General features: G+C 69.6%; 20 protein-coding genes. 10 read left to right on the forward strand and 10 right to left on the reverse strand.

From position 1 onward, the window contains the following. Nucleotides 1-216: 216 nt before the first annotated feature. Entirely contained in the window at nucleotides 217-702 is a 486-nt protein-coding gene (locus tag V1227_RS00450) for a hypothetical protein (RefSeq protein WP_329790394.1), read from the reverse strand. Nucleotides 703-748: 46 nt separating this feature from the next. Continuing rightward, a complete protein-coding gene (locus V1227_RS00455; protein ID WP_329790395.1) occupies nucleotides 749-1,735 on the reverse strand; it encodes an LLM class flavin-dependent oxidoreductase in 987 nt (328 codons plus the stop codon). 30 nt (nucleotides 1,736-1,765) lie between these two features. On the opposite strand from V1227_RS00455, the gene V1227_RS00460 reads away from it, so the two are divergent. From V1227_RS00460 to V1227_RS00480, 5 genes are all read left to right on the forward strand, one after another. Then, entirely contained in the window at nucleotides 1,766-2,035 is a 270-nt protein-coding gene (locus tag V1227_RS00460) for a GNAT family N-acetyltransferase (RefSeq protein ID WP_442916435.1), read from the forward strand. A 37-nt stretch (nucleotides 2,036-2,072) separates the two neighbouring features. After that, on the forward strand, nucleotides 2,073-3,062 hold the full coding sequence (locus tag V1227_RS00465; RefSeq protein ID WP_329790397.1) for an MBL fold metallo-hydrolase: 990 nt from the start codon (nucleotides 2,073-2,075) through the stop codon (nucleotides 3,060-3,062). Further along, a complete protein-coding gene (locus tag V1227_RS00470; RefSeq protein WP_329790398.1) occupies nucleotides 3,059-3,784 on the forward strand; it encodes a lysophospholipid acyltransferase family protein in 726 nt (241 codons plus the stop codon). Before V1227_RS00465 ends, V1227_RS00470 begins: the two co-directional genes overlap by 4 nt. Further along, nucleotides 3,781-3,930 (forward strand): hypothetical protein, encoded by a 150-nt coding sequence (locus V1227_RS00475; protein ID WP_176960101.1) that lies wholly within the window; start codon nucleotides 3,781-3,783, stop codon nucleotides 3,928-3,930. Before V1227_RS00470 ends, V1227_RS00475 begins: the two co-directional genes overlap by 4 nt. A 71-nt stretch (nucleotides 3,931-4,001) precedes the next feature. Then, entirely contained in the window at nucleotides 4,002-4,442 is a 441-nt protein-coding gene (locus tag V1227_RS00480; RefSeq protein WP_329790399.1) for a ClpX C4-type zinc finger protein, read from the forward strand. On the opposite strand, the gene V1227_RS00485 is transcribed toward V1227_RS00480, so the two are convergent. From V1227_RS00485 to V1227_RS00495, 3 genes are read right to left on the reverse strand one after another with little or no spacing between them, the layout of a single operon-like run. Continuing rightward, on the reverse strand, nucleotides 4,417-4,857 hold the full coding sequence (locus V1227_RS00485) for a response regulator (protein WP_329790400.1): 441 nt from the start codon (nucleotides 4,855-4,857) through the stop codon (nucleotides 4,417-4,419). The genes V1227_RS00480 and V1227_RS00485 overlap by 26 nt on opposite strands. Continuing rightward, a complete protein-coding gene (locus tag V1227_RS00490; RefSeq protein ID WP_329790401.1) occupies nucleotides 4,850-6,367 on the reverse strand; it encodes a sensor histidine kinase in 1,518 nt (505 codons plus the stop codon). The genes V1227_RS00485 and V1227_RS00490 overlap by 8 nt, the downstream gene beginning before the upstream one ends. Continuing rightward, on the reverse strand, nucleotides 6,364-7,509 hold the full coding sequence (locus V1227_RS00495) for a PP2C family protein-serine/threonine phosphatase (protein WP_329790402.1): 1,146 nt from the start codon (nucleotides 7,507-7,509) through the stop codon (nucleotides 6,364-6,366). The genes V1227_RS00490 and V1227_RS00495 overlap by 4 nt, the downstream gene beginning before the upstream one ends. 53 nt (nucleotides 7,510-7,562) lie before the next feature. Between V1227_RS00495 and V1227_RS00500 the strand changes: the two genes are divergently transcribed. Next, nucleotides 7,563-8,054 (forward strand): GNAT family N-acetyltransferase, encoded by a 492-nt coding sequence (locus V1227_RS00500; RefSeq protein ID WP_329790403.1) that lies wholly within the window; start codon nucleotides 7,563-7,565, stop codon nucleotides 8,052-8,054. Here the strand turns inward: V1227_RS00500 and V1227_RS00505 are convergent. The 4 genes from V1227_RS00505 to V1227_RS00520 form a co-directional block, all read right to left on the reverse strand. Further along, nucleotides 7,995-8,465 carry a YkvA family protein gene (locus V1227_RS00505; protein WP_329790404.1) on the reverse strand — a complete coding sequence of 157 codons (471 nt, stop codon included), beginning with the start codon at nucleotides 8,463-8,465 and terminating at the stop codon, nucleotides 7,995-7,997. The genes V1227_RS00500 and V1227_RS00505 overlap by 60 nt on opposite strands. Nucleotides 8,466-8,479: 14 nt before the next feature. Continuing rightward, complete coding sequence (locus V1227_RS00510; protein WP_329790405.1) at nucleotides 8,480-8,887, reverse strand: hypothetical protein; 408 nt, start codon at nucleotides 8,885-8,887, stop codon at nucleotides 8,480-8,482. Between the two features lie 82 nt (nucleotides 8,888-8,969). Further along, complete coding sequence (locus V1227_RS00515) at nucleotides 8,970-9,707, reverse strand: anti-sigma factor family protein (RefSeq protein WP_329790406.1); 738 nt, start codon at nucleotides 9,705-9,707, stop codon at nucleotides 8,970-8,972. Continuing rightward, nucleotides 9,704-10,273 (reverse strand): sigma-70 family RNA polymerase sigma factor, encoded by a 570-nt coding sequence (locus V1227_RS00520; RefSeq protein ID WP_030468711.1) that lies wholly within the window; start codon nucleotides 10,271-10,273, stop codon nucleotides 9,704-9,706. Before V1227_RS00520 ends, V1227_RS00515 begins: the two co-directional genes overlap by 4 nt. 114 nt (nucleotides 10,274-10,387) lie before the next feature. Here V1227_RS00520 and V1227_RS00525 point away from each other — a divergent pair, with 114 nt between their 5' ends. The 4 genes from V1227_RS00525 to V1227_RS00540 all read left to right on the forward strand — a co-directional run bounded on the left by V1227_RS00525 (nucleotide 10,388) and on the right by V1227_RS00540 (nucleotide 14,128). Further along, nucleotides 10,388-10,984 carry a hypothetical protein gene (locus V1227_RS00525; protein WP_329790407.1) on the forward strand — a complete coding sequence of 199 codons (597 nt, stop codon included), beginning with the start codon at nucleotides 10,388-10,390 and terminating at the stop codon, nucleotides 10,982-10,984. Between the two features lie 64 nt (nucleotides 10,985-11,048). Beyond that, complete coding sequence (locus V1227_RS00530; protein WP_329790408.1) at nucleotides 11,049-11,759, forward strand: DUF4142 domain-containing protein; 711 nt, start codon at nucleotides 11,049-11,051, stop codon at nucleotides 11,757-11,759. Nucleotides 11,760-11,924: 165 nt separating this feature from the next. Next, nucleotides 11,925-12,752: a 4Fe-4S domain-containing protein gene (locus tag V1227_RS00535; RefSeq protein WP_329790409.1), complete on the forward strand. Its 828-nt coding sequence runs from the start codon at nucleotides 11,925-11,927 to the stop codon at nucleotides 12,750-12,752. Next, nucleotides 12,749-14,128, forward strand: coding sequence for an NAD(P)/FAD-dependent oxidoreductase (locus V1227_RS00540; protein ID WP_329790410.1), 1,380 nt, complete (start codon nucleotides 12,749-12,751; stop codon nucleotides 14,126-14,128). The genes V1227_RS00535 and V1227_RS00540 overlap by 4 nt, the downstream gene beginning before the upstream one ends. Nucleotides 14,129-14,608: 480 nt before the next feature. Here V1227_RS00540 and V1227_RS00545 read toward each other — a convergent pair whose 3' ends face one another. Beyond that, nucleotides 14,609-15,553 carry a beta-ketoacyl-ACP synthase III gene (locus V1227_RS00545; RefSeq protein ID WP_329790411.1) on the reverse strand — a complete coding sequence of 315 codons (945 nt, stop codon included), beginning with the start codon at nucleotides 15,551-15,553 and terminating at the stop codon, nucleotides 14,609-14,611. Nucleotides 15,554-15,584 lie beyond the last annotated feature (31 nt).

Consider the following 15,584-nt stretch of genomic DNA (forward strand, 5'->3'; position numbering starts at 1 on the left):
CCTTTGTTCCCCTCTGTGGGTCTCTTGTGCGCACCATCATCGGCGACGCCGTCGCACGCGGGATCGGGTTCTCCCCTGAGAAGAACCCTGAACCAGTGTGCCCCCACCCCGGGCAGAACACGCTGAGAGAACTCTCAGCTCCGGTGCGTACGCGTCGCGTGGCCGCGAGAGGAACGTTATTTCACCGGCGGTGCACTGTCTTCCGCCTTCGGATGACTAAGCCGTCAACTTCCGTCGCAAGGGGACGGTCGGTTCCATCCGCCATGAAACCAGTTCGACCCGGAGACCTTCCCTCAACGCGTTGGCGGCGAGCCAGTGGTCCACGTCGCCGTGGTAGGCGTTCGCCGGCCGGGGCCAGCGGTCCAGCCACTCGAGGAACGCCGCGTTGCACGCGATCGGCCCGCCGGGCGGACGCACCCCCAGCACGAGCACGGGGTCCTCCCCGGTGGTGAAGGAGGCGGCGGTGTCGTGCGCACCACCGAAGAGGACCCGATCCGCGCCCAGTTCACGTGCTTTGTCCGCCACCCCGAAGAACGCCGAACCACGTCCGAACGACCGCACCACCAGCTGGTGCGCACCGTGGTCCGCTTCGAGGAACTCGTCGGCGAACGTGCCGTCATCGGCCAGCACCAGCACGTTCGTGCCGCCGGGGAGCGCCCCGACCTGCCCTGGATGCGTGATGCCGATGACCGTGACGCCCACGACTCCCATACTGCCGAACCCGTGTTAACCCTTGGCACCGAGCGCGTTAAACAAGTTTCGGGAGCACCTCGGCGCCGAAGAGGCGGATCGTCTCGACGACCGACTCGTGCGGCATGCCACCGATGTCCACCATCACCAGGTGCGTGTCGATGGACAGCAGCTCCGCCAGCGCGTTGAGCCGCCGCGCCACCTCGTCCGGCGTCCCGCACACCGCCGCACCGTCCATGAGCGCGTCGACATCGATGTCGCCATCCCCGCGCCACGGGTCCGCGAACCGCGCGTACTCGGCGAGGTGCGGCCGCCACCGCTCCCGCGCGTCCTCGTTCGCCACGAACACGTGGCTGGGCACGCCCACCCGTCCACCGGGGAAGCGCTCGCGGTAGCGCTGCACCACCTCGCGGTAGATCGACGGGTCCCGCAACGTCGACGGCAGCATCAGCGGCATCCCGAGCTCCGCGCCCAGGTCCGCCGACACCGCCGACCCCGACCCGATCCACACCGCCGGCCGCGGCGTCTGCACCGGCCGCGGCGTCGTCGTCACCTCGCTGAGCTGCCCCCGGAACTTGCCGTCCCAGCTCACCTCCGGCTCCTCGAGGAGCTTGAGCAGCAACCGCAGGTGCTCCTCGAACCGCGCCCGCAGCTCACCGGGCTGCACGCCGAACGCCGCGTCGGTCTGCTGGTCCACCCCGCGCGCCACGATCAGCTCCGCACGGCCCCGCGACAGCACGTCGAGCGTCGCCAGCGCCTCCGCCACCAGCACCGGGTCGCGGTGGGCGAGCAGCGTCACCCCGGTCGAGAGCTTCAGCGTGGACGTCCGCGCCGCCACGGACGCCAGCAGCAGCTCCGGCGCCGACACGATGTAGCGCGTGAAGTGGTGCTCGCCGATCGCGACGCCCGCGAAGCCCGCCTCCTCGGCCACCACGGCCTGCTCGACCATCGCGCGCAGCCGGTCGGCCTGCGACACCTCCTCGCCCGTGCACGGGTTGGGCAGGTGGTCACCCAGGATCAGCAGGTAGACGTCCATGCTCGTCATTTTCCATCCGTCCGGTGCAAGATGGTTGACGTGGTCATCAAAAATGAAGCCGAGAGCCGCTACGAGGTCCACGTCGACGGCAAGCTCGCCGGTTTCCTGGAGTACCGAGACGTCGCCGGCGTCCTGGCGCTCGTGCACACCGAGGTCGACGACGCCTACGCCGGTCAGGGCCTCGGGGGACAGCTCGCGAAGTTCGCCCTGGACGACGTCCTGGCCCGTGGTGTCAAGATCTCCCCGCTGTGCCCGTTCGTGGCGAAGTACATCGACAAGCACCCCGAATACAGGGTTACCATCCGGTAAGAATTAGTTGCTGTCGCTAACGACGAGGTGGGCGAGCGTGTGGAGTGGGCCGGGCGCGTTCGAGGTGGCACCAGGTGTGCACCGCATTCCGCTGCCGCTGCCGAACGACGGGCTGCGCGCGGTCAACGTCTACGCGATCGAGGACGGCGACGGGCTCGTCATGATCGACTCGGGCTGGGCGCTCGACGAGGCGAGGGACCAGCTCGAAGCGGCGCTCGGCACGCTCGGCAAGGGCTTCGAGGACATCCGGCGGTTCCTCGTCACGCACGTCCACCGCGACCACTTCACGATGGCGGTGTCGCTGCGCCGCCTGTTCGGCAGCAGGATCGGGCTGGGCTTGGGCGAGCAGCCGTCGTTGCGGCACATGCTGCACGGCCAGGACGACCAGCACGTGTCGGACTTGCGCAAATGGGGTGCGGCGGAGCTGGCGGAGACGTGGGTGAAGATCATGCACCACGTCGACCGCGGTGAGGCGCTGCGCGACTACGAGGAGCCCGACGAGTGGCTCGTCCGCAGCACCGTCGGCCTCGAGCACCGCGAGCTGGAGGTCGTCCCGACGCCCGGTCACACGCGTGGCCACGTCGTGTTCGTCGACCACGCCGCGAAGGTGCTGTTCTCCGGCGACCACGTGCTGCCGCACATCACGCCGTCGATCGGCTTCGAGCCGTTGCGGCCGGAGCTGCCGCTCGGCGACTACATGACCTCGCTGCGCCTGACCCGTGAGCTGCCGGACCTGCGGCTGCTGCCCGCGCACGGCCCGGTGACCGACAGCTCGCACGCGCGCGTCGACGAGCTGCTGCGGTTCCACGAGCAGCGCCTGGAGGAGATCGGCAAGGCCGTGGCGGGCAGCGCGTTCGAGACCGCCCGCAAGATCGGCTGGACCCGCCGCCAGCGCCGGTTCGACGACCTCGACATGTTCAACCAGGTGCTGGCCGTCGGCGAGACGGCCGCTCACCTCGACGTTCTCGTCGAACGTGGCGAATTGACCCGAACCGAGAACGCCGGCGTGCTCGAATACACCGCGTGACACCGCTGCAGCTGGCCGCCTGGACCTGGAAGATCCCCCGCAGGGGCAGGGGGTTCTGGTTCTCGTTGGCGATCGACGTCCTGTGGCCCGTGGTCGTGCTGTTCGTGCGGCTGCGGGTGCGGGGCAGGCACCACGTCCCCGGCGACGGCGGCGTGGTGCTCGCGTTCAACCACCTGTCGAACGCGGACGCCGTCGCGGCCGTCGTGTTCGCGCTCCTGTCGAACCGGGTGCCGCGGGTGCTCGCCAAGGCCTCCCTGTGGCGCCTGCCGCTCGTCGGCCGGGTCATGCGGTCCGGTGGGCACATCCCCGTCGAACGCGGCACCGTGAAGGCCGCGGAGGCGCTCAAGCCCGCCGTGGAGGCGCTGCGTGAGGGCAGGTGCGTGATGGCGTTCCCGGAGGGCACCTTCACGAACGACCCGGACGGCTGGCCGATGAAGGGCAAGTCGGGGGTCGCGCGGATGGCCCTCGAGGCCCGCGTGCCGGTCGTGCCGGTCGCCGAGTGGGGCACGCAGGACCTGCTGCCCCGGGGCTCGGTCCTGCCGAGGCTGTTGCCCCGCAAGAGGATCGAGGTCGTCGCGGGCGCCCCTGTGGACCTGTCCGACCTCTACGACCGCGAGCTGACGGCGGAGGTGCTGGACGAGGCCACGTCGCGGGTCATGGACGCCATCACGACGATGCTGTCGGGCATACGTTCCGCTCGATCGGGTAGCCGAGGTGCATGACCACGCGAGAAGAGTTCGAGTTGCGCAAGGGACGCCGTCCCGGTGGCACGGGAATCTGGGCGCCGGTCTTCCCCGAACCCCGCGAACCCCAGGAATGGGTCGTGCAGGCCGATGACGAACCGGTGATCGTCCGGAGCGTCGACTGAACGTCCACGTCCGCCCAGTTCACCCGGACAGCGTCTAGGGGACATAGACGCGTCTAGCTACCGTAGACGCCATGACCCTCGATGAAGCGCTGCTGGCAACGGCACGGAAGGCGGGTACCGCCTCCTCCGCTGCCCAGGAGCAGGCCGACGTCGCGAAGGCCGTCTACCACCACACCGTGCTGCGGCTGCACCGCGCGGGCGGGTCCCTGCGCGAGATCGCCGAAGCGCTGGGCATGAGCCACCAGCGCGTGCACCAGATCGTGGAGCAGTCCAAGCGGACCGAACGCTGCTGGTTCTGCGGGCGCGTCGCCGCGGACGTGGACAAGATGATGGCGGGACCTGCCGCCGTGATCTGCGACGTCTGCGTCGCCGAGGCTCAGGTGGGGGAGCTCGGCGACTGCTCCTTCTGCAGCGGGACCGCAGCTGTCTTCTCCGGTGCGCAAGCGCGGATCTGCCGGTCGTGCCTGGACTTCAGCGCCGCCGTGATCAGCGGGGCAGCTTCACCACGGTGACGAAGAAGTCGTCGATCTGGCGGACGACCTCGATGAACCGGTCGAAGTCCACCGGCTTGGTGACGTAGGCGTTCGCGTACAGGCTGTAGCTGCGCAGGATGTCCTCCTCGGCCTCCGAGGTGGTCAGCACCACGACGGGGATGGAGCGCAGCTCGGCGTCCGCCTTGACCTCGCTCAGCACCTCGCGGCCGTCCTTGCGCGGCAGGTTCAGGTCCAGCAGGATCAGGCCCGGCCGCGGCGCGTTGGCGTACTGGCCCTCGCGGCGCAGGAACTCGAGCGCCTCCACGCCGTCCTTCACCACGTGCAGCGTGTTGCGGATCTTGTGGTGCTCGAACGCCTCCTGGGTCATGAGGGCGTCGCCGGGGTCGTCCTCGACGAGCAGGACGTCGATCACGTTCAGCGGTGAGTCAGACATGTACTTCCTCGGGTTGGGCGACGAGCTCGGGTACCACGGGCAGCGTGAACTCAAAAGTGGTTCCGGAGTCCACGTCGGTCTTCAGCCAGATGGTTCCGCCGTGGTACTCGACGATCTTCCGGCACATCGCCAGTCCGATGCCCGTGCCCGGGTAGGCGTCCTTGGGGTGCAGGCGCTGGAAGATGACGAAGATCCGGTCAGCGTACTCCGGCTCGATGCCGATGCCGTTGTCCCTGACCGTGAACTTCCACATCTCGTCGTCGCGTTCGACGCCGATCGTGATCACCGGCGCCTCGGCGCCCTTGAACTTCAGCGCGTTGCTGATGAGGTTCTGGAAGACCGCGCTGAGCAGGGACGCCTCACCGCGCACGGAGGGCAGGTCCGCGACCTCCACGCGGGCACCGGTCTCCTCGACGCGGTCGGAGTAGCTGTCCAGGACCTGCTGCACGAGGACGTTGAGGTCGACCAGGGTCTGCTCGCGGGTCATCCGGCCGACGCGGGAGAACGCCAGCAGGTCGTTGATCAGCACCTGCATGCGCTTGGCACCGTCCACCGCGAAGCCGATGTACTGGTCGGCCCGCTCGTCGAGCTGGCCGCCGTAGCGCCGTTGCAGCAGCTGGCAGAACGACGCCACCTTGCGCAACGGCTCCTGAAGGTCGTGCGAGGCGACGTAGGCGAACTGCTCCAGCTCGGAGTTGGACCGCTGCAGCTCGGTCTTCGCCGTTTCGAGCGTCGCGAGCTCCTGCACGATCCGCCGGCGCATGGCGTTGACGTCCTCGCCGAGCTGCACGGTCTCGCGCGGACCGTCCACGTCGATCTCGTGCTCGAAGTCGCCGGACGCCACCTGCCGGGTGTGGTCGGCGAGCTCCGCCAGGGGCGCGATCAGCAGCCGGTACAGCAGCAGCGAGAGCCCGCCGATCACCGCCACGAGCAGCACACCCATGCCGATGACCAGCCACAACACCACGCTCGCCGCGTGCTGGAGCTCGTCGCGGGTCTGCCGGCCCAGCTCCTGGATGTCGCCCCGCAGGCCGGTCAGCTCGGCGCGGATCCGGTCGAACAGGACCTTGCCGCGCTCGATGTCACCACCGGGACCGGGGGTGAGGCCTGGCCGGGCGGCGGTGACCGTGAGCGTCGCGTACTCCGCGCGCCACTGCCGGGCCAGGTCCTCGATGAGGGCCACCCGGCCCCCGGGGTCGCCGATCAGGGCGCGCACGTCCCTGGCGGCCTCCTCCTCGGCCTTCTGGCCCTCGAGGTACGGCGTCAGGAAGTCGTCCTGCGTGGTGAGGACGAAGCCCCGCACGCCGGTCTCCTGGTCGAGCAGTGCGCGGTTCAGGTCGTTCGCGCGCCGGGCGGCGGGTTCGATCCGGTCGACCTGCCGCGCCCTCGCGCCACCGAGCGAGTCGAGCGCGATGACGGTGGACGAGATCACCACCGCGGTCATCACCAGCAGGACCGCCACGATCCCGGCCAGCAGCCGGCTCGCCGGCACCGTTTGTGGCAGCTTCACTTTCCGTCCTTCAGCAGCAGGATGGCCACGTCGTCGTCGAGCGGCCCGCCGTTGAGCTCCGTCACCTCCGCGATGACGGGGTCCACCCAGGCGGGACCGTTGCGCAGATGTCTGGCGAGGATCTCGCAGAGGCGCTCGACGCCGAGCCGGTCGACGTCGTCGGGCACGCGGCCCTCGATCAGGCCGTCGGTGTAGCAGGCGAGCGACCAGCCGGCCGGCAGCGGCACGTCCACGCCGGTCCACGCGTAGTCGGGCAGCACGCCCAGCGGGACGCCGACCTTCGACCGGGGCAGTTCGACGATCTCCTCGCCGATGACCAGCAGCGGTTCGGGGTGCCCGGCGAGGAAGTAGCGCGCCGAACGCCGGTCCGGCGCCACCGAGACCATGCACGCCGTGGTGAAGATGCCGTCGCCGTGGCGTTCGGCGACGAGCACCTGGTCGAGCGTCTTGAGCACCTTCTCGGCCGGCTCACCGGCGAGCACGAGCGCGCGCCACGCGATCCGCAGGCAGACACCCAGCGCGGCCTCGTCCGGGCCGTGGCCGCAGACGTCGCCGATGATGGCGTGCACGGTGCCGTCCGGCATGCCGACCGCGTCGTAGAAGTCGCCGCCGAGCAGCATCCGCTGGCCACCGGGCTGGTAGCGCACTTCGAGGCCCACGTCCGAGTTCTGCAGCAGCGCGGGAGGGAGCAGGCCGCGTTCGAGGCGCGACCGCTCGGAGGCCAGCAGCTCGACCTCGCGCAGCTTGCGCTGGGCGTCCTCGGCGCGGCGGCGTTCGACCGCGTAGCGGACGCCGCGCAGCAGCAGCTCGCCGTCGACCTTGCCCTTGATGAGGTAGTCCTCGGCGCCCGCCGCGACCGCGTCGATGCCCTCGCGCTCGTCGTCGAGACCCGTCAGCACCAGGATCGCCGGTGCGTTCGGCTTGGCCAGCAGGCGGTGCAGTCCGGCGAGGCCCTGCGAGTCGGGCAGGCCGAGGTCGAGCAGCACGCACTCGGCGTCGGAGAGCATCCGCTCGGCCTCCGCCAGCGTTTCCGCGCGTGACAGCACGAACGGCGCGCTCGCCTCTTCGAGCAGCGCCTCGACGAGGACGGCGTCCCCGTCGTCGTCCTCGACCAGGAGGACCCGCACGGTCTTATTTCGCATCACGTCGGACTTTAACGTTATCGGGCTGCGGGGTCCGCGTCCGACCTACCAGGATGACGGGCGTGTTGATCCGTCTCGCCCAACCAGACGAACTGCCGTACGTCCGGCAGATCGAACAAGCCTCCGGTGAACCCTTCCGCGACGTGGGCATGCCCGACATCGCCGACAGCGCCCCGATGCCCCTGGAAGACCTGGCCGGACACGAGGTCTGGGTGGCCATCGGCGCCGAGGGCGTGCCTGTGGCGTTCATCGCGGTCGGCGACGTCGACGGTGCGACGCACATCCACCAGGTGAGCGTGCACCCCTCGCACGCGCGTCAGGGGATCGGTGCGGCGCTCATCGAACACGTCACCCGTCCCGGTCGCGCTGTGACGCTCACGACGTTCCGGGACGTGCCGTGGAACCAGCCCTACTACGAGCGCCTGGGGTTCCGGGTCGTGACGGAGGTCTCGCCGGGGCTCGCGGAGATCGTGCGCCGGGAGGCCTCAGCCGGCCTCGATCCCGCGAGCAGGGTCGTCATGGTTCTTCTCCCAGCGCAGGTATGACCCCGACGCCACCGAGAGGCTGCTGAGCAGCCACACGAGGACACCCGCGTCGTCGGTCACACCGATCAGGGGGAGGAACTCCGGCAGGACGTCGATCGGCGACACCAGGTAGACCAGCGCCACCGCCCACATCACGACCTGGCTGCGCGGCAGCTCCGGGTACTTCCCGCTCCGCCAGGTCCTCCACAGCCGCGGCAGCGCCTTGAGCCGCTGCACGGGGTTGCCGACCGGGCCGGGAGCCCCCTGCGCGCGCTTGCGGCGGTGGCGCAGGACGCCCAGCACGACGAACACCAGGCCGAGCGGGATCATCACCCAGCCGGCCACGGCGGGGCTCAGCCCGCCCAGCGGTGCGTCGCGCAGCAGCAGGATCAGCAGACCTGACAACGAGATGAGCGATCCGAAGACGACCATCTGGCTGGGCGCTCCTAACTGGGCTCCTGGAAGAGCATGGTCGGAATGGCCTTGTGGGGTTGCTTCTGCCGCGGCTCGGGCTCCCGCAGGTCGATCACCGGTTCGGGTTCCTCGGCGGGAGCTCGGTCAACCACCGGTTTGCGCGCGACCTTGACCGGGGCCGGAGTGGTCTGGTCCAAGGCGGCGCGCGCGTTGGAGATCCAGACCTTCTGCATGGCCTCGTCCTTGCTGCCGGCCGCCGTGGCCGCGAGTCCGGAGAGGACGCCGCGGATGCGGGGGACCAGTGCTGGATGACGCCGGATCGCCTGCCACACAGCGTGATCACCCGGTAGCCGGGCGGACACCAGCCGCGAGACCTGAGCGCGCAGCTCCTCTGTGGACAGATCGAGCCAGCGCTCGACCGCTGACGGGCCAATTGCCACGTAGACAGCCTTCCCCGAAAACGACAACTGCCCCCAGGATCTCACGGATCCGGCGGGGGCAGCGGTCTGGTGCCGGGATCGGTCAGGAGGCGACGGCTTCGAGCAGCGTCTTGCCGTTCTCGTCGACGATCCGGAAGGTCGCGATCTCGTGCCAGCGCATGGCGACGTTCGCCTGCAGCTTGATGGTCTTCGAGTCACCCGCCACCGGCTCGGGGGCGAACCACGACGTGACCTGCGCGACACGGCCCGTGCGCCCGACGGCGACGAGCGAGCCCCTCCCGGGGCCGGTCATCCCGCTCACCTCGATGTCCATCGCCGTCCCCGACGGCGTGTCCTCCGCGGCGATCTTGGTGAAGACACCGCTGTTGGGGTCCTGCTGCTGGACCTTCATCGAAGCTTCGTTGCGGTTGTTCGCCACCGGCGTCTGGGACGTCGGTGTGGTGTTCTTGGGCGCGGCCTGGTTCGAGCCGTCGCCGCCACCCACGACGAGCGTCGTCACGACAGCCGTCACCGCCACGATGCCGGCGGCGGCGGCCGCGACACCCTGGGCGACGAACCACCGCCGGCGCTTCCTGCGCGCCGCGACGGCGTCGAGCATCACCCGCACCGACTTGCCGTCGGGGCGTTCCGGAGCTGTCCCGCGCAGCATCCCGCCCGCGTCGGCCTCGTCGATGAGGTCCGGCACCACCGCGAAGTCGCGCAGGTCAAGAGCGCACCGCCGACATTCGGTCAGGTGGTTCTCGAACGCCTCCACCTCATCGGCATCGAGGATGCCGAGCACGTAGGCGGCTACGTCGAGGTGATCTGGTGCCGTTGTCACCGCGTCTCTCCCCGATCGTGCAACGCACGCCGCAACGCACGGAGCGCGTAGTACACCCTCGACTTGACCGTCCCCGGAGGCACACCCAGTGCCGCCGCGGCCTCACCGACGGTGCGGTCCCGCAGATATGTTTCGAGAATAGCCTCCCTGTGTTCCTCGGAGAGACCGTTCATCGCCTCCGCCACGACGATCGCCGCGAGGGTGCGGTCCTCTTCGCCGCCGGAGGGAGACTCGTCCGAAGGGGTCAGTTCGAACTCCTGCGGGCGGACGCTTCTCTTACGCCTGTCGTCAATGACCAACCGCCTTGCCACCGTGAACAACCACGACCGCAGGAGCACGGGGTCACGTTCGAGCTTCTCGGCGTTGCGCCATGCCCTGACCAGGGTTTCCTGCACGATGTCCTCGGCCCACTGTCGATCGTGGCCCGTCAACCTCATGCAGTGTCCCAGCAGGGCGCTGCCGAATTCCTCGTACAGCCGACGGATCAACTCTTCTTCGAGAGACCCCGGTCTTGGTGATTGTTCGTCTAACTCGCGTTGACGTCTATGCCGCGCCACGGGGGACATCCTTGCCCTACCAACCGTCTCAAGTCGAGAGGCAAATATTCCTCACGAAGTTCGTGAACCGTTGCCGGATCGTGTCCGTACTCCTCGGTACCCAAGCCGAGAAAGGACCTGCCGATGCGACGTGGTCAAGCCATCACCGCTCTCGCGGCACTGGCGGTGAGCCTCACGGCGTGCGGTAGCACCCAGACCCCTCCCGGAGGGGCCGCGACGGGCGGCTTGCAGGCGAAACCCGCTGATCTGGGCGGCATGAACATGTACTTCATCGCGAACACCGACCAGATGGGCTGGTTCGTCACCGACGCCGACGGACTGCCCCTGTACCGCTACGACAAGGACGTTCCCAAGCCGTCCAAGTCGAACTGCGAGGGCGAGTGCGCGAAGGCGTGGAAGCCGGTGCTCGCGGACAAGACGCCGATGGCGACCGGTGTGGACCCCATCTCCATGGGTGTTCTGACCAGGCCCGACGGCACCAAGCAGCTCACCATCCAGGGCTGGCCGCAGTACACCTACGCCGAGGACAGGACGGCCGGTGACATGAAGGGGCAGGGGAAGGGCGGCGTGTGGTGGGTCACCGCCCCGAACGGCGCCAAGATCACCGGCGGCAAGGCGCAGAACAACAGCAGGAGCAGCAGTCAGCCGAGCACGCCCCCCGGTTCGGGGACCGCGCGGACGCCGCAGTCCGCGCCACCTCCGTCGGCGCCCGGCTACTGAGCCCGCTGCTCAGGCGAACACGTCCCCCCATCGACCTCCTTTGAACGACGAGGACCACAAGACGATGACCAGAGCCCTCGCCACCGTCTTCGCGCTGCTGTTCCTCTTCTCCGGCCTGACCGCCACGGCTGCGGCGCAGCCCGCGGACACCGGGGGAGTGATGGACACCCCGTCAGGGCCGTTGACCGCGAACGACCGCGAACTGCTGAACAAGGTGCGTCAGGCGGGCCTGTGGGAAATGCCCATGGGCGAGCTCACCGCCACGAAGGCGTCCAACGCCAGGGTCAAGCAGATCGGCAAGATGATCATGCTCGACCACATGATGCTGGACACGCTGACGAAGAAGACGGCCGCCCAGTTCGGGCTCACCACCCCGGACGTGCCGAACCCGGCGCAGCAGTCGTGGATGGAGGAGATCAACGCGCTCGACGGGGACGCGTTCGACCAGGCGTTCGTCGCCCGGTTGCGCGCCGCCCACGGCCAGGTCTTTACCTTCATCGCGAAGGTCCGCTCGGCGACGCGCAACGACGTGATCCGCGGCTTCGCCCAGGCCGGCATCGACGTCGTGATGAAGCACATGACGTTGCTGGAGAGCACCGGCATCGCCGGTGACCCGGCCTTCGCCGAGCCCGTGCCCGCCGGCGGCATCGTCAACGCGACCCTGGCCTCGAACGAGGGGCCGAACATGTGGGTGATCCTCACGGTCACCGCGGCGGGAGCCGTGCTCACGGTCCTCCTGCTCCGAGTGCTCCGCCCGCGACGACCGGTGCGGTGATGTGCGCAACACCCCTGTGGACAACGGGAAACGGAGGTGGTGTCCCCAAGGTCAGAGGCACTCCAACGCGGACCTGTTCCCACCCGCCCGGCCCTGATGTGTCCACTCCTGCACCGCGGGGCCGGGCGGGTTCCCGCGAGGAAGTTCTTTCCGGAGGAAGAGTTGTTGTCGAGCCAGATTCCGCTCCTGGTGGCCCAGTCGTCGGAGTTCGACGCGGGCGTCAAGAAGATGGCGCAGCTGTCTGCCAGGCTGGCTTACGTCCTGATGTGCGCGACCTTGTCCTGGGGCGTGCTGATCGCGACCGGGTGGGCCGAGAAGCTCACCGGCCGTGAAGGGCTGAAGAACGGGCACATGGTGCTCGCCTCGCTGGCGATCGCGTTCGGCTGCATCCACGCGTTCGCCTTCACGCTGATCCAGACCGGTACCTTCGGCTTCGTCAAGCTCGTCCTGCCGTTCGTCGACGGCGGCCTGTTCCGGCACGCGCTGGGCATCCTCGGCCTGGAGGTCATGCTCGCGATCGCCGTGCTCGCCTCGATGAGGCACAAAGTCTTCTACCGCAAGTGGTTGCGGTTCCACCAAACCGCCTACATCGCGGTGACCATCACCGTGGTGCACTCCTGGTTCGGCGCCATCGCGAACGGCAACCTGTCCGTCCTCTGGCTCGCCGGCCTCACCGTGCTCGTCCCGACCGCCACCCTGGCCCTGGCCCGGTTCCTGCCGCCCGAGGTGCTCGTCCGCATCGGCATGCTCGACGCCGAGCGCGGCCAGGAGCCCGGTGTCGGCGAGGGCGACGCGATGGACGTGAGCGTCAACAACGAGAAATGCCACCGCTACGGCACCTGCCAGGCGGAGGCCCCGGACGTCTTCCAGCTGATCGAGGACAACCGCCTGACCTACAACCGCCGGCCGCCCGAGGAGCACTTCGCCCAGGCCCGTGCGGCACAGCGCGCGTGTCCCATGCGCGCGATCGAGATCAGGGAGCGAGTGAAGTGAGCGAACGGATCGTGGTCGTCGGCGGCGGACTCGGAGGAGTCCGTTCCGCGGAACGGCTGCGGGAGATGGGCTTCGACGGGCAGATCACGATCCTGTCCGCCGAGCGGCACCTCCCGTACCACCGCCCGTGCCTGTCGAAGCAGATCATCACCGGGGAGTGGACCCCGGACGACGCCTTGCTGTCGTTCTCGGGGGACCTCGACGCCGAGTGGCGCCTGAACTCCCCGGCCCTGCACCTGGACCCGAAGAAGCAGTCGGTCTGGGTGCCGGGCGGCGAGGAGATCAAGTACGACGGCATGATCATCGCCACCGGCGTCGACGCCAGGGCGATGGGCGGCGCTCCGCGCCACGACCCGCGGGTGCACGTGCTGCGGACCCTGGACGACGCGGTCGCGATCCGCAGGAACATCCGCCAGTCGCAGGGCCTCGTCGCCGTCATCGGCGGCGGGTTCATCGGCTGCGAGCTCGCCTGCTCGGTCCGCCACATGGGCCGCGACGTGGCGCTCATCGTGCGCTCGCCCGCGTTGCTGGGCGGCGTCGTCGGCGACGACATCGGCAAGAAGATCACCGAGGCGCACGTCGAGCACGGGGTGAGGCTCGCCACCGGCGTGGGCATCAAGCACTGGGTGCGCCAGCCGGGCGGCATCGGCATCCACCTGTCCGACGGCCAGGTCTTCTTCGCCTCTTGCGTCGTGCTGGCGGTCGGCGCGTCCCCGGCCGTCGACTGGCTGCGCGGCTCCGGCCTCGACATCTCCGACGGAGTCCTCTGCGACTCGACGAACCACGTCGTGGGTGCCGAGAACCTGGTCGCCTGCGGCGACGTGGCCCGCTGGCCGAACATGCGCTTCAACGGCGTCGTCCGCCGCGTCGAGCACTGGCTCAACGCCGTGGAGGGAGGCCGCGCCGCCGCCGAGAACCTGCTGGTGGGCCGCAAGCACGCCCGGACCTACACGCCGGTCCCGCGCTTCTGGACCGAGCAGTACGGCATGCGCGTGCAGGGCGCCGGCCTGCCCGTCCTCGGCACCGACACCACCGACGTCAACGGCCTCACCGGCTTCATCGCCAACGGCAAGCTCGTGGGCATCGTGGGCCTCGAGTCGCCCGGCAAGATCATCACCGAGACCCCGGAACTCTTCCGCCAGAACGAGGTCGAGACGAACGTTCCGGTGTGGACGCAGCCGGAGGAACCCGCTGCCGCCGCCGCGCCGGAAGTCCTCCCGACCACCATGATCCCGGTTCCCGAACCGGTCGCCGCCCACGCATCATCCGTTCCCCCGTCCGTCTCGTCGTCGATGTCCCCGCCTTTGCAGCGGCGGCGGCATTCGCGCTCGAGGCCGGAGATGGTGCGCTCGGGCGGAGGACGCGCGAGGCCCTGACCAGGTCGAGGAGGTACCGGTTGCCGGCACAGGGCAAGCGGGGACGGCGAACTCCGACGTCGCACGCGTGGCCAGGTGGCGGACCGATGACGTCACGCGGCGATGCGCTCGTTCCCGCGCCGGCAGTCCGGAACCTCCCTTTCGCGCGTCACCGGCGGTGTGGCGGCTCGGCGGGCTCCCGAGTCGCCACACCGGCCCCGGTTGTGAGGTTCGGGTGTGAAGGTCGCTTGGGTGTCGAGAGCGGCTCGCTTCGGCCGAAGCTGTCAGACCCTCTGAGTACGTTGGGTCGCGGGGGAGCCGAAATCGAAGGGGACCCCTGCGCGAGCCTGCCCCAGGGCCACTTCGCCCGGCCCGCCACGCTTGCCGTCATGCGTCATGCGTCGTGCTGCCTCGCTCGGTGCCGGTTCAGCTGGCGTGCCCTTGCGCCGGGCGCCACCCCGGACGGCCCGCCCCCGCCCTCGGTGCACCGAGCCCCAGGCCTCAAGGCGCCGTGACGACCTGCCCCGACCACGAAAGCCCGCCCCCGAAAGCGAAGAGGAGAACGGGCCGGCCGGACGGGAGCTCCCCGCGCTCGGCCATCTTCGAGAGGGCGAGCGGGACCGAGGCCGCGGAGGTGTTGCCGGACTCGACCACGTCGCGGCCGATCACGACGTCGGGCGGAAGGCCGAGGCGCAGGGTCATCGCCTCGACGATGCGCAGGTTGGCCTGGTGCGTCACGACGGCGCCCAGGTCGGTGACGGCGATGCCCGCTCGTTCGCAGGCCTGGGCGGCCACCGCGGGGAGTTCGCTGGTGGCCCAGCGGAACACGGCCTGGCCCTCCTGGGCGAAGCGCGGTTGCCAGGCGTCGACGAGGCGGACGGCGTTGCCCCGGGTCGGGTCGGAGCCCCAGACGACGGGGCCGATGAGAGCGTCCGGGGAGGTGCTCACGACGGCGGCGCCGGCTCCGTCGCCCAGCAGGATGCAGGAGGAGCGGTCGGTCCAGTCGACGAGGTCGGACATCTTCTCGGCGCCGATGACCAGGGCGTGCCGGGCCGCGCCCGCTCGGATGGTGTGGTCGGCGGTGGCGAGGGCCGTGCAGAAGCCGGCGCAGGCGTTGTTCAGGTCGAAGCAGACGGCGGACGGGATCGACAGGCGGGCCGCCACCTGGGCCGCGGTCGACGGGCTGCGGTCGATGGCCGAGCAGGTGGCGACGATGACCTGGCCGATGTCGGACGGGGACAGGCCCGAGGAGGCGAGGGCCTTCGCGCCCGCTTCGGAGGCCATGTCGGCGACGGTCTCGTCCGGGGCGGCGATGCGGCGGGTGGCGATGCCGGTGCGCTGCAGGATCCACTCGTCGCTGGTGTCGACCACCTTCTCCAGGTCGGCGTTGGTCAGCACCCGTTCCGGCTGGTAGTGGCCTAGCGCTGCGACACGGGATCCGGACACGGTGTGCTCCTTGGGCGGGGCCGGGCGACGA

The organism is Lentzea sp. DG1S-22 (assembly GCF_036321065.1).
GTDB lineage: Bacteria > Actinomycetota > Actinomycetes > Mycobacteriales > Pseudonocardiaceae > Lentzea > Lentzea jiangxiensis.

Excerpts from the sequence above, each read along its gene's own strand:
- V1227_RS00455 (WP_329790395.1), bottom strand. The coding sequence starts at position 1,735 with ATGACGAGCATGGACGTCTACCTGCTGATCCTGGGTGACCACCTGCCC.
- V1227_RS00475 (WP_176960101.1), top strand. The coding sequence starts at position 3,781 with ATGACCACGCGAGAAGAGTTCGAGTTGCGCAAGGGACGCCGTCCCGGT.
- V1227_RS00480 (WP_329790399.1), top strand. The coding sequence starts at position 4,002 with ATGACCCTCGATGAAGCGCTGCTGGCAACGGCACGGAAGGCGGGTACC.
- V1227_RS00485 (WP_329790400.1), bottom strand. The coding sequence starts at position 4,857 with ATGTCTGACTCACCGCTGAACGTGATCGACGTCCTGCTCGTCGAGGAC.
- V1227_RS00495 (WP_329790402.1), bottom strand. The coding sequence starts at position 7,509 with ATGCGAAATAAGACCGTGCGGGTCCTCCTGGTCGAGGACGACGACGGG.
- V1227_RS00500 (WP_329790403.1), top strand. The coding sequence starts at position 7,563 with ATGACGGGCGTGTTGATCCGTCTCGCCCAACCAGACGAACTGCCGTAC.
- V1227_RS00505 (WP_329790404.1), bottom strand. The coding sequence starts at position 8,465 with ATGGTCGTCTTCGGATCGCTCATCTCGTTGTCAGGTCTGCTGATCCTG.
- V1227_RS00520 (WP_030468711.1), bottom strand. The coding sequence starts at position 10,273 with ATGTCCCCCGTGGCGCGGCATAGACGTCAACGCGAGTTAGACGAACAA.
- V1227_RS00525 (WP_329790407.1), top strand. The coding sequence starts at position 10,388 with ATGCGACGTGGTCAAGCCATCACCGCTCTCGCGGCACTGGCGGTGAGC.
- V1227_RS00530 (WP_329790408.1), top strand. The coding sequence starts at position 11,049 with ATGACCAGAGCCCTCGCCACCGTCTTCGCGCTGCTGTTCCTCTTCTCC.